Annotated in this window: 26 protein-coding genes; 22 read left to right on the forward strand and 4 right to left on the reverse strand. The window is 61.4% G+C overall.

Annotation, left to right across the window (positions count from 1 at the left end; all coding sequences use genetic code 11):
- The first annotated feature begins 195 nt into the window (after nucleotides 1-195).
- From API01S_RS02625 to API01S_RS02635, 3 genes are all read left to right on the forward strand, one after another.
- Complete coding sequence (locus tag API01S_RS02625; RefSeq protein WP_006220190.1) at nucleotides 196-399, forward strand: cold-shock protein; 204 nt, start codon at nucleotides 196-198, stop codon at nucleotides 397-399.
- Between the two features lie 136 nt (nucleotides 400-535).
- The gene (locus API01S_RS02630; protein WP_006220189.1) at nucleotides 536-1,099 is read left to right on the forward strand and encodes a DUF924 family protein; all 564 of its coding nucleotides are present in this window, start codon (nucleotides 536-538) and stop codon (nucleotides 1,097-1,099) included.
- A gap of 284 nt (nucleotides 1,100-1,383) precedes the next feature.
- A complete protein-coding gene (locus API01S_RS02635) occupies nucleotides 1,384-1,590 on the forward strand; it encodes a cold-shock protein (protein WP_006220187.1) in 207 nt (68 codons plus the stop codon).
- 117 nt (nucleotides 1,591-1,707) lie between these two features.
- On the opposite strand, the gene API01S_RS02640 is transcribed toward API01S_RS02635, so the two are convergent.
- Nucleotides 1,708-2,253, reverse strand: coding sequence for a TIGR00645 family protein (locus API01S_RS02640; RefSeq protein ID WP_006220186.1), 546 nt, complete (start codon nucleotides 2,251-2,253; stop codon nucleotides 1,708-1,710).
- Nucleotides 2,254-2,518: 265 nt separating this feature from the next.
- On the opposite strand from API01S_RS02640, the gene loiP reads away from it, so the two are divergent.
- The 5 genes from loiP to lon all read left to right on the forward strand — a co-directional run bounded on the left by loiP (nucleotide 2,519) and on the right by lon (nucleotide 9,465).
- A complete protein-coding gene (gene loiP, locus API01S_RS02645) occupies nucleotides 2,519-3,274 on the forward strand; it encodes a metalloprotease LoiP (RefSeq protein WP_006220185.1) in 756 nt (251 codons plus the stop codon).
- Nucleotides 3,275-3,438: 164 nt separating this feature from the next.
- The gene (gene tig, locus API01S_RS02650; RefSeq protein ID WP_050730121.1) at nucleotides 3,439-4,749 is read left to right on the forward strand and encodes a trigger factor; all 1,311 of its coding nucleotides are present in this window, start codon (nucleotides 3,439-3,441) and stop codon (nucleotides 4,747-4,749) included.
- A gap of 4 nt (nucleotides 4,750-4,753) precedes the next feature.
- The gene (clpP, locus tag API01S_RS02655; protein WP_006220183.1) at nucleotides 4,754-5,407 is read left to right on the forward strand and encodes an ATP-dependent Clp endopeptidase proteolytic subunit ClpP; all 654 of its coding nucleotides are present in this window, start codon (nucleotides 4,754-4,756) and stop codon (nucleotides 5,405-5,407) included.
- Between the two features lie 101 nt (nucleotides 5,408-5,508).
- On the forward strand, nucleotides 5,509-6,807 hold the full coding sequence (gene clpX / locus API01S_RS02660) for an ATP-dependent Clp protease ATP-binding subunit ClpX (RefSeq protein WP_046805799.1): 1,299 nt from the start codon (nucleotides 5,509-5,511) through the stop codon (nucleotides 6,805-6,807).
- Nucleotides 6,808-7,014: 207 nt separating this feature from the next.
- Nucleotides 7,015-9,465: an endopeptidase La gene (gene lon / locus API01S_RS02665; RefSeq protein ID WP_006220181.1), complete on the forward strand. Its 2,451-nt coding sequence runs from the start codon at nucleotides 7,015-7,017 to the stop codon at nucleotides 9,463-9,465.
- A 123-nt stretch (nucleotides 9,466-9,588) separates the two neighbouring features.
- Here the strand turns inward: lon and lexA are convergent, their stop codons facing one another.
- Together lexA and API01S_RS02675 are read right to left on the reverse strand one after the other, a co-directional pair.
- Nucleotides 9,589-10,236 (reverse strand): transcriptional repressor LexA, encoded by a 648-nt coding sequence (gene lexA / locus API01S_RS02670; RefSeq protein WP_050730123.1) that lies wholly within the window; start codon nucleotides 10,234-10,236, stop codon nucleotides 9,589-9,591.
- Between the two features lie 159 nt (nucleotides 10,237-10,395).
- The gene (locus API01S_RS02675; RefSeq protein WP_006220179.1) at nucleotides 10,396-11,595 is read right to left on the reverse strand and encodes an amino acid aminotransferase; all 1,200 of its coding nucleotides are present in this window, start codon (nucleotides 11,593-11,595) and stop codon (nucleotides 10,396-10,398) included.
- A 76-nt stretch (nucleotides 11,596-11,671) separates the two neighbouring features.
- Here API01S_RS02675 and uvrB point away from each other — a divergent pair, with 76 nt between their 5' ends.
- From uvrB to API01S_RS02730, 11 genes are all read left to right on the forward strand, one after another.
- The gene (uvrB, locus tag API01S_RS02680) at nucleotides 11,672-13,801 is read left to right on the forward strand and encodes an excinuclease ABC subunit UvrB (protein WP_254598531.1); all 2,130 of its coding nucleotides are present in this window, start codon (nucleotides 11,672-11,674) and stop codon (nucleotides 13,799-13,801) included.
- Between the two features lie 248 nt (nucleotides 13,802-14,049).
- Entirely contained in the window at nucleotides 14,050-14,541 is a 492-nt protein-coding gene (locus API01S_RS02685; RefSeq protein WP_006220177.1) for a low molecular weight protein-tyrosine-phosphatase, read from the forward strand.
- Nucleotides 14,542-14,733: 192 nt separating this feature from the next.
- Nucleotides 14,734-15,276, forward strand: a complete 543-nt coding sequence (gene iscR / locus API01S_RS02690; RefSeq protein WP_006220176.1) for a Fe-S cluster assembly transcriptional regulator IscR — start codon at nucleotides 14,734-14,736, stop codon at nucleotides 15,274-15,276.
- A 21-nt stretch (nucleotides 15,277-15,297) separates the two neighbouring features.
- Nucleotides 15,298-16,509 (forward strand): IscS subfamily cysteine desulfurase, encoded by a 1,212-nt coding sequence (locus API01S_RS02695; RefSeq protein WP_006220175.1) that lies wholly within the window; start codon nucleotides 15,298-15,300, stop codon nucleotides 16,507-16,509.
- A gap of 33 nt (nucleotides 16,510-16,542) precedes the next feature.
- A complete protein-coding gene (iscU, locus tag API01S_RS02700) occupies nucleotides 16,543-16,947 on the forward strand; it encodes a Fe-S cluster assembly scaffold IscU (protein WP_006220174.1) in 405 nt (134 codons plus the stop codon).
- Between the two features lie 2 nt (nucleotides 16,948-16,949).
- Entirely contained in the window at nucleotides 16,950-17,273 is a 324-nt protein-coding gene (gene iscA, locus API01S_RS02705; RefSeq protein WP_006220173.1) for an iron-sulfur cluster assembly protein IscA, read from the forward strand.
- 3 nt (nucleotides 17,274-17,276) lie between these two features.
- Nucleotides 17,277-17,789, forward strand: a complete 513-nt coding sequence (gene hscB / locus API01S_RS02710; RefSeq protein ID WP_061302959.1) for a Fe-S protein assembly co-chaperone HscB — start codon at nucleotides 17,277-17,279, stop codon at nucleotides 17,787-17,789.
- A 72-nt stretch (nucleotides 17,790-17,861) separates the two neighbouring features.
- Nucleotides 17,862-19,724: a Fe-S protein assembly chaperone HscA gene (gene hscA, locus API01S_RS02715; RefSeq protein ID WP_061302961.1), complete on the forward strand. Its 1,863-nt coding sequence runs from the start codon at nucleotides 17,862-17,864 to the stop codon at nucleotides 19,722-19,724.
- 9 nt (nucleotides 19,725-19,733) lie between these two features.
- Entirely contained in the window at nucleotides 19,734-20,075 is a 342-nt protein-coding gene (gene fdx / locus API01S_RS02720) for an ISC system 2Fe-2S type ferredoxin (protein ID WP_006220170.1), read from the forward strand.
- Complete coding sequence (iscX, locus tag API01S_RS02725; protein ID WP_006220169.1) at nucleotides 20,075-20,269, forward strand: Fe-S cluster assembly protein IscX; 195 nt, start codon at nucleotides 20,075-20,077, stop codon at nucleotides 20,267-20,269. The genes fdx and iscX overlap by 1 nt, the downstream gene beginning before the upstream one ends.
- A 126-nt stretch (nucleotides 20,270-20,395) precedes the next feature.
- Nucleotides 20,396-21,286 carry a methylglyoxal synthase gene (locus tag API01S_RS02730; RefSeq protein ID WP_006220168.1) on the forward strand — a complete coding sequence of 297 codons (891 nt, stop codon included), beginning with the start codon at nucleotides 20,396-20,398 and terminating at the stop codon, nucleotides 21,284-21,286.
- 8 nt (nucleotides 21,287-21,294) lie between these two features.
- Here API01S_RS02730 and API01S_RS02735 read toward each other — a convergent pair whose 3' ends face one another.
- The gene (locus tag API01S_RS02735) at nucleotides 21,295-22,230 is read right to left on the reverse strand and encodes a LysR family transcriptional regulator (RefSeq protein ID WP_050730127.1); all 936 of its coding nucleotides are present in this window, start codon (nucleotides 22,228-22,230) and stop codon (nucleotides 21,295-21,297) included.
- Between the two features lie 128 nt (nucleotides 22,231-22,358).
- On the opposite strand from API01S_RS02735, the gene API01S_RS02740 reads away from it, so the two are divergent.
- From API01S_RS02740 to API01S_RS02750, 3 genes are read left to right on the forward strand one after another with little or no spacing between them, the layout of a single operon-like run.
- Entirely contained in the window at nucleotides 22,359-23,330 is a 972-nt protein-coding gene (locus API01S_RS02740; RefSeq protein ID WP_061302962.1) for a Bug family tripartite tricarboxylate transporter substrate binding protein, read from the forward strand.
- A gap of 23 nt (nucleotides 23,331-23,353) precedes the next feature.
- On the forward strand, nucleotides 23,354-24,574 hold the full coding sequence (locus tag API01S_RS02745) for a CaiB/BaiF CoA transferase family protein (RefSeq protein ID WP_061302964.1): 1,221 nt from the start codon (nucleotides 23,354-23,356) through the stop codon (nucleotides 24,572-24,574).
- Entirely contained in the window at nucleotides 24,571-25,353 is a 783-nt protein-coding gene (locus API01S_RS02750; protein WP_061302966.1) for an enoyl-CoA hydratase/isomerase family protein, read from the forward strand. The genes API01S_RS02745 and API01S_RS02750 overlap by 4 nt, the downstream gene beginning before the upstream one ends.
- Nucleotides 25,354-25,355: the final 2 nt, after the last annotated feature.

Here is a 25,355-nt window from a genome sequence, read left to right on the forward strand (position 1 = left end):
ATTATTGGCACGTATTTTTTAGGATTATGTTGACTTGTGAGGGGAACATAACGATAGTGTCGGCACACGATCACAAGCGTTGCGATTTTCGTTCAGTGCCGTGCCTTTTCCGGCTCAGCGTTATTGTTCTACTGTCCCCTCCTTGATTGATTCGTGACCTCCGGGCATTTGCCCATTATCTCTAGGAAATACAGTATGGAAACCGGCGTCGTTAAGTGGTTCAATTCGGAAAAAGGCTATGGCTTCATCACCCCGGAAGCGGGTGGTAAAGATCTGTTCGCTCACTTCTCCGAAATCCAGGGTTCTGGCTTCAAGTCTCTGGAAGAGAACCAGCGCGTCAGCTTTGTGACGGCCAATGGCCCCAAGGGCCCGCAAGCCACGAAGATTCAGGTCCTGTAAAGGTCTGAGTTTTCGCAAAAAAGCCCCTTCGGGGGCTTTTTTTGTTTTTGGCCGCGCTATTCTTGGCAAGGCTGCGGTGCCGCGCTACACGCGGCGCGCATGCCCTTATCGCTCCAGCGCCTTCAGGATCGTTCCCATGACATCTTCGCCGTCAGCAACCCAACCTATCCAAGCGCACGATGTGGTGGCCTTCTGGGCCGATGCAGGCCCCGCGCAGTGGTATCGCAAAAGCGATGCGTTCGACGCTGAGTTCCGCCAACGCTTCGAATCGACACATTGGGCGGCCGCGTCGCGTCAGTTGGATGCCTGGCAGGAAGACGCCGATGGCGCCCTGGCGTTGATGATCCTGTTGGACCAGTTCCCGCGCAACGCGTATCGGGGCACGGCGCATATGTTCGCCACCGATCCCTTGGCGCAGTACTTTGCTGAACGCGCTATCGCGGCTGGCCACGATCTGGCTGTTGCGCCGGCGATGCGCCAGTTTTTCTACATGCCGTTCGAACACTCGGAGAGTTTGGCGATGCAGAATCGCGGCGTGGCGTTGATGGAACCCTTGGAAGCGGACACGCTGCGCTGGGCCGTCCTGCATCGCGACATCATCAAACGGTTTGGCCGCTTCCCTCATCGCAACGCGGTGCTGGGCCGACAGACCACGCAAGCCGAGCATGAATTCCTGGAGTCAGGAGGCTTTGCGGGCTGATCCGCCAGGCAACTCCCTGGCCGCGCTCCGATAGCGGTAGGTATCGGCGTGTATCTTTTCATAGCAAGGTGAAAATTCCGGCTGTCTTGCGTCGTGCTTTGATCGACCGTTCGCATATTTGACGTTTTTCGGGGTTCACCAATACACTGGGTTCAGCGAGATTTTCAAGCGACGCGGTCTGCGTCAACTTGTCGCCGTCAGTGGTGCTGCGGTTGCTTCCTCTCCCATCCTTGATGATCTGGCGCCCCGCGAGAAATCGCATCTCTTAGGTTCAAGGACACTCCATGGCAACCGGCATCGTTAAGTGGTTCAACGCCGAAAAGGGTTATGGCTTCATCATGCCCGACGACGGCAGCAAAGACCTTTTCGCCCATTACTCCGAGATCCGCAGCGAAGGCTATAAATCGCTGCAGGAAAACCAGCGCGTCACCTTCGAGGTCGGTACCGGTCCCAAAGGTCCCAGCGCCAAGAACATCAAGGTCGCAACCTGATTCTCCGCGGGTAGCGCGCCGGGTGCGCCTGGTGTTCGGCCCATAAAAAAGCCCCCACACGCAATGTGTGGAGGCTTTTTTTTCGCCACGACGCCATGCGCCGCAGCACATGCAGTCTTAATGCTTGTGCGCGGTCGGCGTGGACAGTTTGTCGACCAGCGCAATACCCAACGCCGACAGAATGAACAGGGCGTGGATGATGGTTTGCCACATGACGCCGGCTTCGGTAAAACGTGCGTTCGGCGTGCCGATCGTGCCGGCTTCGATGAAGGTGCGCAGCAGGTGGATCGACGAGATGCCGATGATGGCCATCGCCAGTTTCACTTTAAGCACGCTGGCGTTCACATGGCTCAACCATTCCGGTTGATCCGGATGGTTCTGCAAGCGCAGGCGTGACACGAACGTCTCGTAGCCGCCGACGATCACCATGACCAGCAGGTTCGAAATCATGACGACGTCGATCAGCCCCAGCACCAGCAGCATGATTTCCATTTCGCCAAAGCTGTTGGCGTGGGTCAGCAGGTGCCACAGCTCTTTCAAAAAGAGCATGACGTAAACGCCTTGCGCCACGATCAGGCCAAGGTAGAGCGGCAGCTGTAGCCAGCGCGAACTGAAGATCAGACTGGGCAGCAGGCCCAGGCGGGGAGGGGAGCGTTCAATCATTGTTGGGTGCGAGCCATTTGTGGGTTGCGATGAAAAGCGCGGCGGCAATTCTAACAACGCCGCGACGACAGCCGCAGCAGATTTTTATGACATCTGTTGGTCAGTGCGGCGCGCCGGGCTAGCACGCTTGAAGACGGTTTGCCGGCCTTTTATGTAAGCGAAACTGCCATTTGCGAAACTCTGTGGCGAAACGCTTGGAGCGCTTTTGGCATAGATAGAATTGCCGCCTCGCTCGCATAGAGTCAGTCCAGAGGAGTTTGTTCCCATGAAGATTCGCTACACCGTTGCCGCGTTGACCGTTGCGCTTGCCCCTTATTCCGCGTCGCATGCCTTCGACATCGGTGGCCTGGTGGGCGCCGGCAGCAAGGTCGTGCAAGCTGCCACCCTGAGTGATGCCGAAATCAAGACGCTGTCCGACAAGGCCTGCGCGCAGAGCGATTCGCAAGAGAAGATCGCCGCGCCCGGCAGCAAGTACGACGCGCGTCTGCAGAAAATCGCCAAGGCGCTGGGCGGCACCGTCAATGGTCAGAAGGCCAACTACAAGGTCTACATCACCAAGGACGTCAATGCCTGGGCCATGGCCAACGGCTGCATCCGCGTCTACAGCGGCCTGATGGACATGATGACGGACGACGAAGTCATGGGCGTGGTCGGCCACGAAATCGGTCACGTGGCGCTGGGCCACAGCAAGAAGGCCATGCAGACCGCCTACACCGTGTCCGCCGCGCGTGACGCCGCCGGCGCTGCAGGCGGCGCGACGGTGGCCGCGCTGAATTCTTCGCAACTGGGCGACCTGACGGAGAAATTCATCAACGCTCAGTTCTCGCAGTCGCAGGAAAGCGCCGCGGACGACTATTCGTTCGACCAGCTCCAGGCCAAGAAGCTCAATACCCGCGGTCTGGTGACGGCATTTCAGAAGCTTGCCGAGCTGGATGGCGGCAAGAGCGATATGATGAGCTCGCACCCGTCCTCGGCCAAGCGCGCTCAACACATCGAAGATCGCATCGCCAAGGCCAAATAAGGCGTCAAAGCGACGTTCTTCCTCCCCTTTCGGGTGGAAATCGGGGCGCGAGTATCCGGGCAAATCCGGGGCTCGCGCCCCTTTGCGTCAGGGTTCCGGAAGTTTCCGGTAAAATGGCGCGTTTATCCGCCCGTAATCTCATCTCTCGGAAAATAGGTCTTTTAATGCAGCCTGTGGTTGAAACCCTCTCCGGCCTGGAGCGCCGTGTTGATCTGGCCGTCTCGGTGGCCGACGTCGAAAAGGAAGTCCAGGCGCAATTGAAGCGCGTGGCTCGCACCGCCAAGGTCCCCGGCTTCCGCCCGGGTAAAGCTCCGCTCGCCATGCTCGAGCGCAGCCATGGCCCCAGCATCCGCTACGACGTGATCAACAGCCAAGTTGGCCGTGCGTTCGAACAAGCCATCGACGGCGCCAAGTTGCGCGTCGCTGGCGCCCCGAACCTGGAACCCAAGACTGAAGGCGTCACCGACGACACGCTGGCGTTCACCGCCACGTTCGAGGTGTACCCCGAAGTCGTCGTCCCGGACCTGTCGGCGCTGGCCGTCACCCGTTACGAAACCGCCGTCACCGACGCCGAAGTTCAACAAACCCTGGACGTCCTGCGCAAGCAGCGCGCCACGTTCGAAGCCCGTGAAGGCCGCGCCTCGCAAGACGGCGACCGCGTCACGCTGGACTTCGCTGGCACCATCGACGGCGTGCCGTTCGAAGGCGGCAAGGCCGAAGATTTCCCGTTCGTGCTCGGCCAAGGCCGCATGCTGCCGGAATTCGAAGAAGCCGCTCGTGGCCTGAAGGCTGGCGAAACCAAGGTCTTCCAACTGAAGTTCCCGGACGACTACCAAGGCGTGGAAGTTGCCGGCAAGACCGCTGAATTCACCATCACCGTCAAGGAAGTGGCTGAAGGCGTGTTGCCCGAACTGAACAGCGAATTCGCCAAGTCCCTCGGCCAAGCCGAAGGCGACGTCGAAAAGCTCAAGGCCGACATCCGCAGCAACATCGAACGCGAAGTCAAGGTCCGTTCGGCTGGCCGCACCAAGTCCAGCGTCATGGACGCCCTGGTCGAAGCCGGCAAGTTCGACGTGCCGAAGGCGCTGGTCGACAACGACGTCCAAGGCCGTGTCGCCGCTGCCCGCGAAGAGCTCAAGCAGCGTGGCATCCCCAACGCCGAATCCGTGCCGATCCCGGCTGAAGCCTTCTCGACCGAATCCGAACGCCGTGTCCGCCTGGGCCTGCTGGTGTCGGAACTGGTCAAGCAAGCCCAGCTGCAAGCCAAGCCCGAGCAAGTTCGTGCGCGCATTGAAGAATTCGCGGAAAACTACGAACAACCCGCTCAGGTTGTCAGCTATTACCTGGCAGACCGCCAGCGTCGTGCTGAAATCGAGGCTATCGTGCTGGAAGACAATGTCGTCGCGCACGTGCTGGAAAAGGCTAAGGTCACCGACGAAAAGGTGCCTTTCGATCAGTTGATGGGGATGGCGTAACACTATGCAGAGATTCACCGATTTCTATGCGGCAATGAATGGCGGGTCTTCGGTGACCCCCACCGGCCTGGGCTACATTCCCATGGTTATCGAGCAGTCGGGGCGCGGTGAACGCGCTTACGACATCTATTCGCGTCTGCTCCGCGAACGGCTCATTTTCCTGGTGGGTCCGGTCAATGACGCAACGGCCAACCTGGTTGTGGCGCAGTTGCTGTTCCTGGAATCGGAGAATCCTGACAAGGACATTTCCCTGTACATCAACTCGCCGGGCGGGTCGGTGTATGCGGGAATGGCCATTTTCGACACCATGCAGTTCATCAAGCCGGACGTCTCGACCCTGTGCACGGGCTTGGCAGCCAGCATGGGTGCGTTCCTGCTGGCGGCTGGCAAGAAGGGCAAGCGTTTCACGCTGCCCAACTCCCGGATCATGATCCACCAGCCGTCGGGTGGCGCCCAAGGGCAAGCGTCCGACATCCAGATCCAGGCTCGCGAGATCCTGGACCTGCGCGAACGCCTGAACCGGATCCTGGCCGACAACACCGGCCAGTCGATGGAGCGAATCGGCCTGGACACGGAACGTGACAACTTCATGTCCGCCGAAGATGCGGTATCGTATGGATTGGTGGACAAGGTGATGAGCTCGCGCTCGGAAGGCTGACTTCCAGGCTGATCCGAACCCGCTGCCACCAAGTTTGAGTAAGCGCATGCGCTGGACCCCTGACCGGTCTGGCGCATCTTTACCTGAGATACGAAACAAATATGCCTGAAAAAAAGGGATCGGCAGACGCAAAAGTGCTGCATTGCTCGTTTTGCAATAAAAGCCAGCACGAAGTCCGCAAGCTGATCGCGGGTCCGTCGGTGTTCATCTGCGATGAATGCATAGATCTGTGCAACGACATCATCCGCGAGGAAGCGCAAGCGACCGCGCGCGCGGCGATTCGTTCCGAACTGCCCACTCCGGCCGAAATCAAGACCTTCCTCGATCAGTACGTCATTGGGCAGAATTCGCCCAAGCGCATGCTGGCCGTGGCGGTTTACAACCATTACAAGCGCATTCGTCACGGCGAGATCAAGGGTGACGAAGTCGAGCTCTCCAAGAGCAACATCATGCTGATCGGGCCCACCGGCTCGGGCAAGACGCTGTTGGCGCAGACTCTGGCGCGCATGCTGAATGTGCCTTTCGTCATGGCAGACGCCACGACGCTGACCGAAGCCGGCTATGTCGGTGAAGACGTCGAAAACATCATTCAGAAGTTGCTGCAGAACTGCAATTACGAAGTAGAGAAGGCGCAGCGCGCCATCATCTACATCGATGAAATCGACAAGATTTCCCGCAAGTCGGACAACCCGTCCATCACGCGCGACGTGTCCGGCGAAGGCGTGCAGCAAGCGCTGCTCAAGCTGATCGAAGGTACGGTCGCTTCGGTGCCCCCGCAGGGCGGGCGCAAGCATCCCAACCAGGACTTCGTCCAGGTGGACACGACCAACATCCTGTTCATCGTGGGCGGCGCCTTCGACGGATTGGAAAAGGTCATCCGTGATCGCACCGAAAAGTCTGGTATCGGTTTTTCGGCTTCGGTCCGCGCCAAGTCCGAACGTGGCGTGGGCGAACTGTTCTCGGAAGTCGAACCCGAAGATCTGATCAAGTTCGGCTTGATTCCGGAACTCGTGGGTCGTCTGCCCGTGGTCGCCACGCTGGACGAACTGGACGAAGCGGCCTTGGTTCAGATCCTGACCGAACCCAAGAACGCGCTGCTCAAGCAATTCCAGAAGCTGTTTGCGATGGAAGGCGCCGAGCTCGATCTGCGGCCCGCCGCCTTGAAAGCCATCGCCCGCAAGGCGCTCAAGCGCAAGACTGGCGCGCGCGGCCTTCGTTCGATCATCGAACAGACGTTGCTGGACACCATGTATGAGTTGCCCTCGCAGGGCAACGTCAAACGTGTCGTCGTCGACGAGAACGCGATTGAAGGTGAAGGCAAGCCTTTGCTGATCTATGCGGACGAAGCTGGCGAGAGCGACAAGCCCGAGCGTGGCGAGGTTCGCGACGCCGCAGCGTAATATTTCAAAAAAGCCCGTTCCTGTAACGGGTTTTTTTGCCGTAGGAGTGCCCTTCGGGGCATTTTTTTTCGCCTTTTGCCTATCCGGCAGCCGGGATCTTGAATTTTCGGCTATTGTTCCCATAACAGACGTAACTGACGCGGATAGCCCGGGTACTCTCCCAGGCTCCCCGTCCCCGATACGCCGAGTCATACCGAGGAACCTCCTATGTCTGCCAGCCAGACCCTGCCTTCCGACCCGATCGACCTGCCCCTGCTGCCACTTCGCGATGTCGTGGTGTTTCCGCATATGGTCATCCCGCTGTTCGTCGGCCGTCCGCGCTCTATCCGCGCGCTCGAGGTTGCGATGGAAGCGGGCAAAAGCATCATGCTGGTGGCCCAAAAGTCCGCCGGCAAGGATGATCCCACCCCCGAAGACGTCTACGAAATCGGCTGCGTCGCCGGTATTCTGCAGATGCTCAAGCTGCCCGACGGCACCGTAAAGGTGTTGGTCGAGGGCACTCAGCGTGCCCGTATCAACAGCATCGAGGACGCCGATTCGCACTTCACCTGCCAGGTGACGCCGATTGAGCCGGACGCCATGCAAGGCTCCGAGACCGAGGCCCTGCGCCGCGCGATCGTTGCCCAGTTCGAGCAGTACGTAAAGCTCAACAAGAAGATCCCCCCGGAGATCCTGACCTCGTTGGCTGGCATCGATGATGCGGGCCGCCTGGCTGACACGATCGCCGCGCACCTTCCGCTCAAGCTCGAGCAAAAGCAGAAAATGCTCGAGATCGTCGGTACTTCCGAGCGCCTTGAAGGTCTGCTCACCCAGCTCGAAACCGAAATCGACATTCTTCAGGTCGAGAAGCGGATTCGTGGCCGCGTGAAGAAGCAGATGGAGAAGAGCCAGCGCGACTACTACCTGAATGAGCAGGTCAAGGCCATTCAGAAAGAGTTGGGCGAAGGCGAAGAGGGCGCGGATATCGAAGAGCTCGAGAAAAAGATCATCGCGGCCCACATGCCCAAAGAGGCACGTAAGAAGGCCGACGCCGAGCTCAAGAAGCTCAAGCTCATGTCGCCCATGTCGGCCGAAGCCACCGTGGTGCGCAATTACATCGATACGCTCATCAACCTTCCCTGGAGGAAGAAGAGCAAGATCAACAACTCGATCGCCAACGCCGAGACGGTGCTGGACAACGACCACTACGGTCTGGAAAAGGTCAAGGAACGCATCCTTGAGTATCTTGCCGTGCAACAGCGCGTAGACAAGGTCAAGGCGCCGATCCTGTGCCTGGTCGGTCCTCCGGGCGTGGGTAAGACCTCGCTGGGGCAGTCCATCGCCAAGGCGACGAACCGCAAGTTCGTGCGTATGGCGCTGGGTGGTGTGCGTGACGAGGCCGAGATTCGTGGCCACCGTCGTACGTACATCGGCTCGATGCCTGGCAAGATCGTGCAGAACATGTCGAAGGTTGGCGTGCGCAATCCCTTGTTCCTGCTTGATGAGATCGATAAGCTGGGCATGGATTTCCGCGGCGATCCCTCGTCGGCGTTGCTTGAAGTGCTGGACCCGGAACAAAACCACACGTTCCAGGACCACTACATCGAAGTCGACTTCGACCTGTCGGACGTCATGTTCGTGGCGACCAGCAATACGCTGAACATCCCGCCGGCCCTGCTGGACCGTATGGAAGTGATCCGCCTGTCCGGTTATACGGAAGAGGAAAAGATCCATATCGCCCGCGACCATCTGCTGCCCAAGCTGATGCAGAACAACGGCGTGAAGGATAACGAGCTGACCGTCGATGACAGCGCGCTGCGCGATATCGTGCGTTACTACACCCGGGAAGCCGGTGTGCGGGCGCTCGAGCGCGAAGTGGGCAAGATCTGCCGCAAGGTCATCAAGCAATTGCTGACTCAGAATGATCGCGCCAAGGCGGAAGGCAAGACCCTCGAGGTCAAGCCGGTGAATGTCACGGGCGACAACCTGAGCGATTATCTGGGCGTACGTCGCTACACCTTCGGCATGGCCGAAAAGGAAAACCAGATTGGTCAGGTGACGGGTCTGGCGTGGACCGAGGTGGGTGGCGATCTGCTGACCATCGAAGTCGCCGACATGCCGGGTAAGGGCGTCATCCAACGTACGGGTTCGCTCGGCGACGTGATGAAGGAGTCGGTTGAAGCGGCTCGCACGGTGGTGCGCTCACGCGCTCGCCGCCTGGGCTTTGCTGACAGCGTCTTCGAAAAGCACGACATGCACGTGCACGTTCCTGAAGGCGCCACGCCGAAGGACGGCCCGTCCGCGGGTATTGCGATCACCACGGCCATGGTTTCAGCCTTGTCGCGCATTCCGGTGCGTGCCGATGTCGCCATGACCGGTGAGATCACGTTGCGCGGCGAAGTGTTGCCCATCGGTGGCTTGAAAGAGAAGCTGCTGGCAGCCCACCGTGGTGGTATCAAGACGGTCTTGATCCCCGAGGAAAACGTCAAGGATTTGGCGGAGATCCCCGACAACGTCAAGAACCACCTTGAGATCGTGCCGGTACGCTGGATCGACAAGGTGCTTGAACTGGCGCTGGAACGTCTGCCGGAACCGCTGGCCGAGGAAGAAGCCGTCAAAGACGCGCTGGTGACCAAGCCTGCTGAACCTGGTTCGACCGACCCGGTGCTCAAGCACTGATTGCCTCTCCAGGCTGGGCGCCTTCAGTTTGGGGCGCCCAAATAAAAACCCCGCCATTGTGTCTGGCGGGGTTTTTTATTGCGGTGCCAAATACTGCGCTGCATTGGCAACGCGCTTGGCAATTCAATGCAGAGCTGTCGTACGGATTAGTCCGACAGCGATGCCTTCCAAGGCGAATTCCTGATCGGCTTCGACCACAATGGTTTGGAAGTCGGGATTTTCTGGAAGCAGTTCGATGTGTCCGTTAGTGCGTTGCAGGCGTTTGACCGTAACGTCGTCGCCCAGGCGAGCAACAACGATTTGGCCGTTGCGGGCTTCAGACGCCTTCTTTACGGCAAGCAGGTCGCCTTCAAGGATGCCGGCATCGCGCATGCTCATGCCGCGCACCTTCAGCAGGTAATCTGGTGCTTGTGCGAACAGGTGCGGGTCCACGCCGACTTCGCGTTCCACGTGCTCCGCCGCAAGGATCGGACTGCCTGCCGCGACGCGCCCCACCAGCGGCAGCAACAGCTGCGCCAGCGAAGGTATAGCTGACGAAGTGGGCGAGGAGGTGGGGCTGTCTTTCAAGCGGATGCCGCGCGAGGCGCCTGCGGTAAGCTCGATAGCGCCTTTGCGCGCCAGTGCCTTGAGATGGTCTTCCGCCGCATTGGGTGAGCGGAAACCGAGGGCCTGGGCTATTTCGGCGCGCGTTGGCGGAAAGCCGGTGCGCGTGACGGTTTGCCGGATAAGGTCCAGGATTTGTTGCTGGCGATCGGTAAGTTTGCTGGCCATGGCGATGATCCGGTGTGAGCGGACTGTACATATATACAGCGCCATTCTGGGGGACGCAGCGCAAAAATGCAAGCCGCTCGCGTTCGCCGGAAAGCAAAACGGAGCCAAAGGCTCCGTTTTGTCATCCAAGGCCGCAAATGGGCCCGAAAGCGATCAGGCTTACAGCACGGCGGCGATGCCGGCGGCGACCTTGTCAATGTTGCCGCTGTTCAGCGCAGCGACGCAGATGCGGCCGCTGGACACCGCGTAAACACCGTGCTCTTCGCGCAGGCGATCCACCTGAGCGGCGGTCAGGCCCGAATACGAGAACATGCCGCGCTGTTGCAGGACGAAGCTGAAGTCTTGCTTGGCGCCGTGTTCCTTGATCTTGTCGACCAGCTGCTTGCGCATCAGGCGAATACGGTCGCGCATGCCAGCCAGCTCTTCTTCCCACATGGCGAAGAGTTCGGGCGTGTTCAGAACCGTCGACACCACCGTGCCACCGTGCGTCGGCGGGTTGGAGTAGTTGGTGCGGATGACGCGCTTGAGCTGGCTCAGGACGCGGCCGGCCGCTTCCTTGCTGCCAGCCACGATCGTCAGCGCGCCCACGCGTTCGCCGTACAACGAGAACGACTTCGAGAACGACGAGCTGATGAACATGGTCATGTCCATGTCGGCGAACATGCGCACGACAGCGGCGTCTTCGGTCAAGCCTTCGCCAAAGCCCTGGTAGGCGATGTCCAGGAACGGGACCAGGTTGTTTTCCTTCACGACAGCGGCGATCTGCTTCCACTGTTCCGGCGTGGGGTCCACGCCAGTGGGGTTGTGGCAGCACGCGTGCAGCACGACAACGGTCTTGGCCGGTGCGGCCTTCAAGTCAGCCAGCATGGCTTCGAAGTTCAGGCCACGCGTGGAAGCGTCGTAGTACGAGTACGTGCCGACTTCAAAACCGGCGCGCTCGAACAGCGCACGGTGGTTTTCCCAGCTGGGGTTGCTGATCAGGACCTTGGAGGAGGGCAGCAATTGGCGCAGGAAGTCGGCGCCGATCTTGAGTGCGCCCGTGCCGCCCAACGCCTGGGTGGTCAGCACGCGGCCAGCGGCGGCCAGCGCGGAATCTTTGCCCAGCAGCAGGGCTTGCGCGCCCTGGTTGTAGCCAGCGATGCCCTCGATGGGCAGATAGCCGCGAGCGGCGGCCGCTTCGATGCGGGCGGTTTCGGCCTTGCGAACGGCGCCCAGCAGGGGGATCCGTCCCTGATCGTCGTAGTACACGCCCACGCCCAGGTTGACTTTACCGGGGCGCGTATCCGCGTTGTATTGTTCGTTCAGACCAAGAATGGGGTCGCGCGGCGCGAGTTCGACGGAATCGAAAAGGTTGCTCATGGGACTCTGATGAGGATGGGTGGACGCAGTACGAGGTGCTGTGGATAATGGGGGGTTTACCCTGGAACAGTCTAGCATGCCAAACAGTCCAATAGACCCAAGCGGCGCGGGAGATCTGGCCCAGAATCTCGCGGGAAATCCCGACGTGCCGGCTACGAGTGACGTCGCGCCCATCGCTGGTGCGGAGCCGCGCTTTGTCGAGTACCCGAACAGCCCGTTCCAGCTGTTTCAGCCGTATCCGCCGGCGGGCGATCAGCCCACGGCGATCGAGGGGTTGACGCAGGGTATCGAAGACGGCCTGATGTTCCAGACCTTGCTGGGCGTGACCGGCTCCGGCAAGACTTATACGATGGCGAACGTGATCGCCCAGCTAGGCCGCCCCGCCTTGGTGTTGGCCCCCAATAAAACGCTCGCGGCGCAGTTGTACGCGGAAATGCGCGAATTCTTTCCGAAGAACGCCGTCGAGTATTTCGTTTCCTACTACGACTACTACCAGCCCGAGGCCTATGTGCCGACGCGTGACCTGTTCATTGAGAAGGATTCGTCCATCAATGAGCACATCGAGCAGATGCGTCTGTCGGCAACCAAGAGCCTGTTGGAGCGCCGGGACACGATCATCGTGGGCACGGTTTCCTGCATTTACGGTATCGGCAACCCTGGCGACTATCACGCCATGGTGCTGATCCTGCGCAGCGGCGATCAGATTTCGCGGCGGGAGATCCTGGCGCGGCTGGTCGCCATGCAGTACACGCGTAACGACGCAGAGTTCACGCGCGGCGTGTTTCGCGTCCGAGGCGAAACCATCGACATCTTCCCGGCGGAAAGCGCCGAATTGGCGTTGCGCCTGACGCTGTTTGATGACGAGATCGAAAGCCTTGAGCTTTTCGATCCGTTGACCGGGCGTATCCGCCAAAAGCTGCCCCGATTCACGGTGTATCCCGGTTCGCACTACGTGACGCCGCGCGACACGGTGCTGCGCGCCATTGAGACAATCAAGGTAGAGCTGCGCGACCGCGTCAAACGGTTCGTCGATGACGGCCACCTTGTTGAGGCGCAACGGCTCGAGCAGCGCACTCGGTTCGACCTGGAAATGCTTCAGGAATTGGGCTTTTGCAAGGGAATCGAAAACTACTCGCGCCATCTTTCTGGCGCCGCGCCTGGCGAGCCGCCTCCCACGCTGATCGATTACCTGCCGCCCGATGCGCTGATGTTCATCGACGAAAGTCACGTCACCATCGGTCAGCTCAGTGCCATGTATCGCGGGGACCGGTCGCGCAAGGAAACCCTGGTGCAATACGGGTTCCGATTGCCGTCCGCGATGGACAATCGGCCCCTCAAGCTCGAAGAGTTCGAGGCACGTATGCGCCAGTGCGTGTTTGTGTCAGCCACGCCCGCGGCATACGAGAAAGAGCACGCCGACAATGTGGTCGAGCAGGTTGTGCGGCCGACGGGCCTGGTCGACCCGCTGGTCGAGGTGCTGCCGGCGCGCACGCAGGTTGACGACCTGCTGGGGCAGATCAAGGCGCGTGTCTCCGTGGGCGAGCGCGTCCTGGTTACTACGCTGACCAAGCGTATGGCCGAAGACCTGACCGACTTCCTTAGTGAGCATGGCGTCAAGGTCCGCTACCTGCATTCCGATATCGACACCGTCGAGCGCGTGGAAATCCTGCGTGACCTGCGTTTGGGCACCTTCGACGTGCTGGTGGGCATCAACTTGCTGCGAGAAGGGCTGGATATTCCCGAGGTGTCGCTGGTGGCGATCCTGGACGCCGACAAAGAAGGCTTCTTGCGGTCCGAGCGCAGCTTGATCCAGACGATCGGTCGGGCGGCGCGCAATCTGAACGGGCACGCCATTCTGTATGCGGATCGTGTGACGGACTCCATGCAGCGGGCCATGGAAGAAACCAGTCGCCGCCGGGCCAAGCAGTTGCAATTCAATATTGATAACGGCATTACGGCCCGAGGGGTTCGCAAGGCTGTGCGCGAGCTGATCGACGGCATCGTCGCGCCGGTGCAGCATGATGCCCTGGAAGCCGCGATACCGGCCGAATTCCTGAAGGACGAGAAGGCCCTGGCACGGGAGCTGAAGCGTCTGGAAAAGCTCATGATGGACCACGCCCGGAATCTCGAGTTCGAGCAGGCGGCGGCCGCGCGCGATGCTCTCACCGCCTTGAAGCAACGCGTCTTGCTGGATGGCGCCGTCTGATTAGAGGGGCGGATCAAGAGGTAAATGCGTGCTGACAGCTAGCTGAATTTAGGTGTTGGGGAGAGTGTTGCGCGGCGGGGCTGAATAAGCCCGCCGCTGACGCGTTCGGCACCGAGCAATGACATTTGAATATTGATATAAACCATTGATTTTACGAAAGAAAATCTGACTTATCCGAGCCCGCTGCGCAATTGTTTCTTTGCAAAAAAAGCTTGCCTTATCTCGGGTTTTCCCTCACACTTACTCCCATGATGACCAAGGTACTTTTCGTTTGCATGGGCAATATCTGTCGCTCGCCGAGCGCAGAGGGCGTGTTTCGCCATTTGGTGAACGACGCGGGTTTGAGCGACGTTGTTCGCATCGACTCTGCGGGCACGCACGCGTTTCATATCGGCGAGGCGCCTGATGCCCGGGCGCAGGCTGCGGCGCGTAAACGCGGCTACGAGATCACGCACTGTGAGGCGCGTCAGGTCACCGCGGATGATTTCCGCGATTTTGATCTCATCCTCGCCATGGATTGGGACAACCTGTCCGCCATGCAGCAACAGTGTCCCAAAACCTATCAGCACAAATTGATGCTGCTGATGCGTTTCGCCAATGAGTTCGAAGAGGCCACCGTGCCCGATCCTTACTATGGCGGCGCTGACGGTTTCGGCAAGGTTCTCGATTATTTGGAAGACGCCTGCCAGGGTGTCTTGGAATTGGTCCGCAAGCGCGCCACCCAGTACCAAGCGGCCTGACCGCTTTTCCGTAGAGCCACGCAGCGCGTGGCTCTTGGGGTATCTGGCAACGAAAAAACCGCGCAACAGCGCGGTTTTTTCTGGCCCGGAGCCATACCAAATTAGTCGGGAATAGGCTATACTTGACCCAATTACTCGGGTATTGACCGCTGGATTCGCTGGCGGCCATTGCCGAATCACAGGGAACCCACCATGCGGCTAACTACCAAAGGGCGTTTCGCCGTGACTGCCATGATCGATCTTGCGATGCGTCAGCACAGCGGCCCGGTCACTCTTGCGGCCATCAGCCAGCGTCAGAATATTTCGCTTTCCTATTTGGAACAGCTGTTCGGGAAACTGCGTCGCCACGAACTCGTGGACAGCGTGCGCGGACCTGGCGGCGGTTATTCGCTTGCGCGCCTGGCGCGTAATGTGACCGTTGCAGACATCATCTTTGCCGTCGACGAACCGCTGGACGCGACCAGCTGCGGCGGCAAACGGGACTGTACGAGCGGCAACGACGGAAAGCCGGGCAAGTGCATGACGCACGAGCTTTGGGCAACGTTGAATCGCAAGATGGTCGATTACCTGGATTCGGTATCCCTGCAAGATCTGGTTGATCAGCAGCGCGTGCGCCAATTGCAGGAAGCCAGCAATCAAGCGCAAGCCTGCGCGGTGCGTGTCAATCGGGTGGGCGGCGCCAATGCCGCTGCCAATTCCCCGACCACGACCGTTGCGGCAAACGCCACCGTATAAGCAGTATCAGGAGTTGTAGACATGACCACACGTCCGATTTATTTTGATTATTCGGCCACCACCCCCGTCGACCCCCGCGTCGTGGACAAGATGGTGCCGTGGCTGTACGAGAATTTCGGTAACCCGGCATCGCGCAGCCATGCGTACGGTTGGGATTCGGAAGAGGCCGTTGAGCGCGCTCGTGAAGAAGTTGCCAAGCTCGTCAACGCCGACCCGCGCGAGATCGTCTGGACCTCCGGCGCTACCGAGTCCGACAACCTTGCCATCAAAGGCGCCGCGAATTTCTACGCGGAACGCGGCAAGCACATCATCACCGTCAAGACCGAGCACAAAGCCGTGCTGGACACCTGTCGCGAACTCGAACGCCAAGGCTTCGAAGTCACGTACCTGAACGTGAAGGACGACGGCCTGATTGACCTGGACACCTTCAAGGCGGCTCTGCGCCCCGACACCGTGCTGGTGTCCGTGATGATGGTGAACAACGAAATCGGCGTGGTGCAAGACATCGAAACGCTGGGCGAGATCTGCCGCGAGAAGGGCATCATTTTCCACGTGGACGCCGCCCAGGCGACCGGCAAGGTGGAGATCGACCTGCAAAAGCTCAAGGTCGACCTGATGTCGTTTTCGGCTCACAAGACTTACGGTCCCAAGGGCATTGGCGCCTTGTACGTGCGTCGCAAGCCGCGTATCCGCATCGAAGCTCAAATGCACGGTGGCGGCCATGAGCGCGGTTTCCGCTCGGGCACGTTGGCCACGCATCAGATCGTCGGCATGGGCGAAGCTTTCCGCCTGGCGCGCGAAGAAATGGGCACCGAGAACGAGCGCATCCGCATGCTGCGCGATCGACTCTGGAATGGCTTGTCGCAGATCGAAGAGGTCTATCTGAATGGCGACATGGACCAGCGCGTTCCGCACAATCTGAACGTCAGCTTCAACTACGTGGAAGGCGAGTCCCTGATCATGGCGATCAAGGAACTGGCCGTTTCCAGCGGCTCGGCCTGCACGTCGGCCAGCCTGGAGCCGTCCTACGTGTTGCGTGCCCTTGGCCGCAATGACGAACTGGCGCACAGCTCGATCCGTTTCACGCTTGGCCGTTTCACGACCGAGCAGGAAGTTGACTACGCAATTCAATTGCTCAAGAGCCGCGTCGGCAAGCTGCGCGATATGTCGCCGCTGTGGGAAATGGCCAAGGAAGGCATTGACTTGAACACCGTGCAGTGGGCCGCGCACTAAGCGCCCGCGCCAAGAAATTCGTGGAGAAATAACATGTCTTACAGCACCAAAGTTCTGGATCACTACGAAAACCCGCGCAACGTCGGCTCGTTCGACAAGTCGGACGAATCGGTGGGCACCGGCATGGTCGGCGCGCCCGCCTGTGGCGACGTGATGAAGCTGCAGATCAAGGTCAATGAAGCCGGCGTTATCGAAGACGCACGCTTCAAGACCTACGGCTGCGGCTCGGCCATTGCGTCCAGCTCGCTCGTGACCGAGTGGGTCAAGGGCAAGACGCTGGACCAGGCGATGAACATCCGCAATACGCAGATCGCCGAAGAACTGGCTCTGCCGCCGGTGAAGGTTCACTGTTCCATCCTGGCCGAAGACGCCATCAAGGCCGCAGTGCAGAACTACAAAGAGAAGCATTCGGCTCCGGCTGAAGCGGTGGCAGGCTGATCATGTCCGTTACCCTGACCCAACAGGCTGCCACCCATATCGGCCGCTACTTGCAAAAGCGCGGAAAGGGTATCGGCTTGCGGCTCGGCGTTAGGACGACGGGCTGCTCCGGCATGGCCTACAAGTTGGAATACGTGGACGACTCGGCGCCGGAAGACGTCGTGTTCGAAAGCTTTGGCGTAAAGGTCTTCATTGACCCCAAGAGCCTGGCTTATCTGGACGGCACCGAGCTCGACTACGCCCGGGAAGGCCTGAACGAAGGCTTCAAGTTCCGCAACCCCAACGAGAAGGCGACCTGCGGCTGCGGCGAGTCGTTCACGGTGTAAGTCTTGGCTGTAGACGATCACTTCAGCCTATTTGGCTTGCCGGCGCGCTTCGACCTGGATGCGCAAGCATTGGAGACGTCGTGGCGTGCCGTCGCGGCGCAGGTGCACCCTGACCGCTATGCCACCGCCAGTCCCGCCGAACGTCGCGTCGCCATGCAGTGGGCGGCGCGCGCCAACGAAGCCTACCGCGTCTTGCGCGACCCTTTACTACGGGCCCGCTATCTATGCGAACAGGCCGGGGTGGACTTGCAGACCGAGAGCAACACGTCCATGGACACCGCTTTCCTTATGCAGCAGATGACGTGGCGCGAAATGCTGGACGATGCGCGCGACGATGCTGAAGCCATGACGGCCTTGCGCGCGGAACTGGACGAAGCTCGCGTATCGATGCGCGCGACGCTCAAGCGCCTGCTTGACGACGAGCGCGATCCCGCCGCCGCAGGCCTGAAAGTGCGCGAATGGATGTTCGTGGAAAAACTGGCGCAAGAGCTGGCGCAGGCCCAGCCCGCTGGATAGCCAACGCTGCGTTGAGGCGCCCGTGCTGCGGGCGCCTGCACATCGCCGCCTACTGACCAGAAAAATATACTCATGGCCTTATTGCAGATATCCGAGCCCGGTGAATCGCCCGCGCCGCACCAGCGCAAGCTGGCGGTGGGCATTGATCTGGGCACTACCAATTCTCTCGTAGCGGCCGTGCGCAGCAGCGTGGCGGAAGTCTTGCCCGACGCGCAAGGCCATGCCTTGTTGCCGTCGGCGGTGCGTTACCTGCCCGGCGGCAAAGTCACGACGGGCCGCGAGCCCCTAGCCCAGCAAGCCGAAGATCCCTTGAACACCGTGGTGTCCGTGAAGCGATTCATGGGACGCTCGCTGCAAGAGGCGCGCGCCACGCGTGCGCCGTATGAATTCGTCGATGCCCCCGGCATGGTCCGCATCCGCACGGTGCAGGGCGATCTGAGCCCTGTCGAGGTGTCGGCGCAAATCCTGGCAGTGCTGCGCCAGCGCGCCGAAGACGTGCTGGGCGATGATCTGGTGGGCGCGGTGATCACCGTGCCCGCTTACTTCGACGATGCGCAGCGCCAAGCCACCCGCGACGCCGCGCGCCTGGCCGGCCTGAACGTGTTGCGCCTGTTGAATGAACCGACCGCTGCCGCCATTGCGTATGGCCTGGACCACGCGTCGGAAGGCGTGTACGCCGTCTACGACCTGGGCGGTGGCACATTCGATATTTCCATCTTGCGCCTGACGCAAGGCGTATTCGAAGTGATTTCCACCGGCGGCGATACCGCGCTGGGCGGCGATGATTTCGATGCGTTGATTGCGGATCACGCCGTAGCCAAGCTGGCTGACGGCGAGTTCTCGCCCGCCGATCGGCGCGGTCTGTTGATGGCCGCACGCGCCGCTCGCGAAGCCTTGTCGAGCGCCGACAGCGCCACGTTGAAGCTTGCGCTGGCCGACGGCCGCCAGATTGATCTGGTGTTGACCCGCGCCGAATTTGAAACGCTGGCGCAGCCCTTGATCGAACGCACCCTGGACTGCGCGCGCCGCGCGTTGCGCGATGCATCGCTACAGCCCGCGGACGTGCGGGGCGTGGTGATGGTGGGCGGCGCGACGCGCATGCCCGTCGTGCGCGCAGCCGTAGGCAAGGTGTTCGGAACCGAACCGCTCACCGATTTGGACCCTGATCAGGTCGTCGCGCTGGGCGCGGCGTTGCAGGCGAATCTGCTGGCGGGTAATCGCGCGCCCGGAGAAGACTGGCTGCTGCTGGACGTGATTCCGTTGTCGCTGGGCCTGGAAACCATGGGCGGACTGGTTGAGCGGGTGATTCCGCGCAACAGCACCATCCCGGTGGCGCGCGCTCAGGAATTCACCACGTTCAAGGACGGCCAGACCGCCATGAGCATTCATGTGGTGCAGGGCGAACGCGACCTGGTCGCGGATTCCCGCTCGCTCGCGCGCTTTGAATTGCGCGGCATTCCTCCCATGGTGGCTGGCGCCGCGCGCATCCGTGTGACGTTCCAGGTGGACGCCGACGGCTTGCTCAGCGTTACCGCGCGCGAGCAAAGCTCGGGCGTCGAAGCCGCCGTGTCCGTCAAGCCGTCCTACGGCCTGAGCGACGACGAAATTGCGCAGATGCTGGCCGACAGCGTGGCGCAGGCCGATACCGATGCCCGCGCGCGCATGCTGCGCGAGCAACAGGTGGACGCGCGCCAATTGGTCGAATCGGTTCAGGCCGCGCTGTCCGTCGACGGCGACCTGCTTGACGCCGACGAACGCCGCCGCGTGGACGAATGTCTGCAAGCCGCCATCGACGCTCAAGCCGCCGACGACGTCGAGACGGTGAAGGGCGCGGTACAGGCCTTGTCCGCCGCCACCGACGACTTTGCCGCGCGCCGCATGGACCGCAGCATTCGCGCCGCCCTGGCGGGCCGAAAACTTGATGAGATTGCCTGATAAGACGCTATGCCGAAACTGACTGTATTGCCTCATCCCGACTACTGCCCGGAAGGCGCGGTGATTGAAGACGCGCCCAAAGGCGTGTCGATCTGCCGCGTATTGCTGGACAATCACATCGACATCGAACACGCCTGCGAATTGTCGTGTGCATGCACGACCTGTCACGTGGTCGTCAAGCAGGGCTATTCCTCGCTGGAAGATGCGACGGACGACGAAGAGGATTTGCTGGACAAGGCCTGGGGCCTGACTCCCACGTCGCGCTTGTCGTGCCAGGCACTCGTGACCGATTCAGACCTGACGGTTGAAATTCCGAAGTACACCATCAACCATGCCAAAGAGGGCCATTGATGAAGTGGACCGACACCTACGAAGTCGCTGCCGCCCTGGTGGACGCGCATCCCGACGTGGACCCCAAGACGCTGCGCTTCACGCAGTTGCGTGAATGGGTCATGGCCTTGCCCGGATTCAGCGATGATCCCGCCCACTGCGGCGAGAAAATCCTGGAGGCCATCCAGATGGCCTGGATCGACGAAGCCGACTGAACCGCCAGAACGAAAAACGCTCCCGCTCGGGAGCGTTTTTGTTTGCGCGGCCACCGCGCCGCAGCGCGGGCGGCCACGGTATCATCAAGGTCTGCATTTTCTGATCCACCTTGCCCGAGTCTACTGATGCCCGCTGCCCAATTGCGCTTTGGCCTGGCCGCCAACCGGTTGCACCACGAAACCCCCGATGCTGCTTTGTTCACCTGGTTGCGCGCGTGTTCGTCCACGATACGCGAGCTGGGGGTGCAACTGCACACCGTCGGGCGCACGCATGACGCCATCGTGCGCGAAGGCATGCTGCAAGGCTACAGCGGCCTGATCCGGTATCCCTACGGCCGCGAAGGCGGTCTGATGAAGCTGGTGGCCCGCGTGACTGAAGGGCGCGATGGGCAGGCGCCGTTCGACGGAGCCATCTACCTGATCGATCCGGTCGATCCGTCGTCGATTTTTCCCGAAGCGCTGGCGCTGAAGCGGCAATGCATCACGCATGGCCGCCCGTTCATTTCTACCGTGGCGGGCGCCATCGAATGGATGGAAGTCGAACGCGTGCATGCGGGGCTTGCGCCCGATGTGTCGGCATCGCGCCTCTTCAATTTCACTGGCCAGACACTCGCCATGATCGCGCACGATGCCCTCAAAGACGAGATGGTGGCGTTTGCGGACGAGCATTTCGATGTGCTGTCGCAGTTTGCCCGGCGTGTCGCCACGGGCACCACCGGTGGCCGCCTGAATGAACTGGCCTGGTCGCGCGGCTGGCCCAAGGACACGCCGTGGGTGCATCGTTACCTGAGCGGTCCGCTGGGGGGCGACGCGCAGATCGCTGAATTGGTGCTTGAACACCAGTGTCAGCGCGTGATCTTTTTTGAAGATCCGCACGTGGCGCGGCAGCACGAAGCCGATATCCAGTTGCTGGAACGCGCCGTGCGCGTGGTGACGGAATCGGCTACCTGCGCCACGTCGCCCACGGTGGCGCGGCGTTGGGCGCAGGCGGTCGAAAAGCGCGCCGGCCTGATCTGACGCCAGCGCTAGGCCGGTGCCGGACCCTCCACGATGATCCGGCTGACCTGATCCGCGACGGCGGTAGCTGCCATCGACAGCGGCAGCACGTCGGAGCGGCATAGAAATACGGGGCGGGTCAGGCGCGGGTTCTTGATCCGCCGCAGCAACACCTCGCCTCGCAGCGCTTCCTTGCGCACGGCTTCATACGACAGGATCGTGTGCGCCAAGCCTGCTTGCACCAGCTCGATCAACTGCGGGATCGCGTTCGCTTCGGCGATCACGCGAAATGCCGTGCGTTCTTGCTGCTGATAGCGATCCAGCAAGCGGCGCAGGCTATGCGGATTGCCCGGCAACACCAGCGGCAACTTGGCCAGCGCTGCAAGCCCGATCGTGGACAGCGCGCTCAGTTGCCCCGATGCGGCCTTGCCGCTGCCGCGCGCGGCTGGCGGCGACACCACCACGAGTTCTTCATCGATCAGGTGCTGAAAGCGCAGATCGACGGCCGCGTCCTCGCTGAATGTCAGCCCCAGGTCGGCATGGCCCGAGCTGACGAAACCCGGTATGTACCCCGTGCTGGATTCGATGATCTTCAGATAAACGTCCGGCCAGTGTTGCAGGCTGAACCGTAGCAGCGGCACGGCCACCAGCTTGGCCATGGACATCGACATCGCCAGCGATACCGTGCCACGCGGCGCCGCCTGATCTTCGCGGACATCGGCGCGCGCCGCATCGATGCGCCCCAGTATCTCGCGCGCGTGCGACAAGAGCCGCGCGCCGGCGGCGGTGGGCGTGACGCCGCGCGAGGTCCTGTGCAACAGCACCACGCCCAGGTCTTCTTCCAGGTTGCGGATCAAGAGACTCAACGCGGGTTGGGCGACATGTAGCGCGCCCGCTGCGCGACTGATGGATCCGGTGGAAACCACCGCCACGAAACACTGCATTGCGCGAATCGACATAGACATCGAAGCATCCCAATCAAGCTTATCTATAACAATTTTATGATAGCCCGCATACTGAAACGGTATTTCTAATATATCCGCCCGCTTTGCATAATGCAGCCGCCACCATTCAAAAATTACAAGGAGACATCATGGCGCTCATGAAAGCACTGGCCACCGCGCTTGCCGCGACGGTTCTGGTCTCGCCCGCGGTTGCGGACACCTGGCCGTCCAAGCCCATTACGCTGCTGGTGCCGTTCTCGGCTGGCGGTCCCACGGACTTCATTGCGCGTCTGGTCGCCGAACCGCTCTCGCGCGAGCTGGGCCAGCAGGTCATCGTGCAGAACAAGCCGGGCGCCAGTGGCAACGTAGGCTATCAAAGCGTGTTGAATGGGCCGGCCGATGGCTACACCTTGATGCACAACACGGTGGGCATGCAGGCGATCAACCCGCTGATGTATCCCAGCGCGAAAATGCAGCCGCTGACCGACTACGTGCCGGTCGGTACGACGGGGGCGATGCCGAACCTGCTGGTCGTCAATCCCGAGCGCACGCCGGTCAAAACGCTGGCCGATCTGGTCCAGCGCGGCCGCGCGACCTCGCATGGCTTGAGCTACGCGACCTTCGGGCCGGGCAGCTCGCCGCACGTGTACGGCGCCTTGCTGCAAAAGCTGGCGAAGTTTGACGCCGTCGGTGTGGCGTACAAGGGCAGCGCGAATGCGGTGACCGACGTGATCGGCGGTCAGGTGGACTTTCTGTTCGATAGCATGTCGACCAGCATCGGGCAGGTGCAGGCGGGCAGGTTGCGCGCGCTGGCGATCACGTCCGCCCATCGTTCGCCGCTCTTGCCGGACGTGCCGACCTTGAAGGAAGCCGGCTATGCGGGCCTGGACCTGAAGTTCTGGTTCTCGCTGCAAACGCCCGCGGGCACGCCGCCTGAAGTGGTTGCCAAGCTGCGCACCGCAGTCGCCAATGTGGTGGCCAGCGACGCCTATCGCAAGGCCATGCAGGAGCGCGGCGCGGAGGCCTTGTCGGTGCCGCCATCGGAACTCGATGCGTTCTTCAAACGTGAAACCGCTCAATGGACCGACGCCGCGCAGGCAGTAGGTTTGAAGGCCGAATGATGAACCAGCCGACCCCAGCGCGTATGACGCCGCTTAAGAACATCACGGTTTTGGATTTGAGCAAGGTGCTGGCCGGGCCCTTGTGCGGCCAGTATCTGGGCGAGCTGGGTGCGCGGGTCATCAAGGTCGAGCCGGTCGGTACCGGCGACGACACGCGCGCCTGGCTTCCGCAGGATGCCGGGCAGTCGGCCACCTTTCTGGCGGTCAATCACAACAAGCGCAGCCTTGCCGTCGACTTGAAGTCCGAAGCGGGCAGGGCGGTGGTGCACCGGCTGGCCCGGCAAGCGGACGTAGTGTTGCAGGGCTTTGGCGGCAAGACCGCCGCGCGTCTCGGCGTGGATTACGACACGCTGCGCGCGCTGAACCCCAAGCTGATCTACTGCGAAATCTCGGGCTACGGGCGCGAAGGCCCGATGAGCGACGAGCCGGGCTATGACGTGATGCTGCAAGCCTTCAGCGGCATGATCAGCACCATGGGCGAGCCGGGTGGCAACTTTGCGCGCGCCAGCTTTTCGCCGGTCGACCTGGGTACCGGCTCGTTTGCACTCAGCGGCATCCTGGCGGCGTTGCTGGAACGCAGCCAGACCGGCCAGGGCCAGTACCTGGACGTGTCTCTGCTGGATACGTCGTTGGGTCTGATGTCATACATGGCGCAGAACTATTGGCGCACCGGGCAGATTCCGCGACGCATGGGCACGGGCCATCCCGCGATGTGCCCTTATCAAGCGTTTCGCGCGGCCGATGGCGACTTGATGTTGGGCGTGGGTAACGACGCCCAGTGGCAGCGCTTCTGCGCGGTGGCGGGCTTGCAGGATAAGGTGAACGCGCCGGAATTTGCCACCAACGCGGCCCGCGTGCGCAACTTCGATGCGACGGTGGCGCTGGTCCAGGCGCGGCTCGCGACGCGCACGGTGGCCGATTGGATCGCGTTGCTGAAACCCGCCGGCATCGCGTGTTCGGCCATCCACACGCTGGATCAGGCGCTGGCGCATCCGCAAGTGGCGGCGCGCGAGCTGATCGTGACCAGCCAGCATGCCGTGCTGGGCGAGGTGCGCAACGTGGGCCTGCCTGTTCGGTTCGGCAAACAGCCGCGCCAAGCCGCCATGCCTGCGCCGCTGCTGGGACAGCACAGCCGCGAGATTCTGGCAGACTTGGGCTATGCGCCTGATGAAATCGAAGCGCTGCTTGCCGCAGGCAGCGTGCAGGCGGCGCCCGACCACGCCGCACAAGGAGACGAGTCTTGACCTACCTACGCTACGAAGTGCGCGAACGGATAGCGGAAATCCATCTATGCCATGCCCCGGTCAATGCGCTGGATGCAGACATGCTGGACGCGCTGATCGACGCGCTGGAGCGCGCCAACGCCGATGCGAACGTGCGCGCGGTGTTGTTGGCCAGCGATATACCGGGCCGTTTCTGCGCCGGGCTGGACATGAAAAAGCTGCTGGCCAGCTCGCCCACGCAGGTACACGCGTTGTTGAGCCGGCTGTACGTCAAGCTGTACGACGCGCAGTTCAACCTGACCAAGCCATCGGTATCCGTGGTGTCGGGCGCAGTGCGCGGGGGCGGCATGACGGTGGCCATTTCCAGCGACATGATCGTCGCCGCCAGCAACGCGACCTTCGGCTATCCCGAGATCGATGTCGGCGTGCTGCCCGCCATCCACTACGCGCATCTGCCCGCCATCGTGGGCAAGCATCGCGCGTTCGATCTGCTCTTTACCGGCAGGACGTTCAGCGCGCAGGAAGCGCATGCACTGGGCCTGGTCGCGCGCGTGGAAGACGAAGCGCAGTTGCTGGAGCGCGCGCGCCAGTTGGCGCAATCGCTGGCCAACAAGCCGCCGCAGGTGCTGGCCATGGGGCGTCGCGCTTTTGTCTACGCCAACGATAACGACTACCGCCGCAAGCTGGCCACGGCGGTCGAGGTGTTTTGCAATGCCGCCGCCACGCCCGATGCAGCCGAAGGTCTGGCTGCGTTCGTGGACAAGCGCGCGCCTGACTGGACCGACGCGGCGGACCGGTGATG

The organism is Achromobacter piechaudii NBRC 102461 (assembly GCF_001571245.1).
Taxonomy (GTDB): Bacteria; Pseudomonadota; Gammaproteobacteria; order Burkholderiales; family Burkholderiaceae_B; genus Achromobacter; species Achromobacter piechaudii.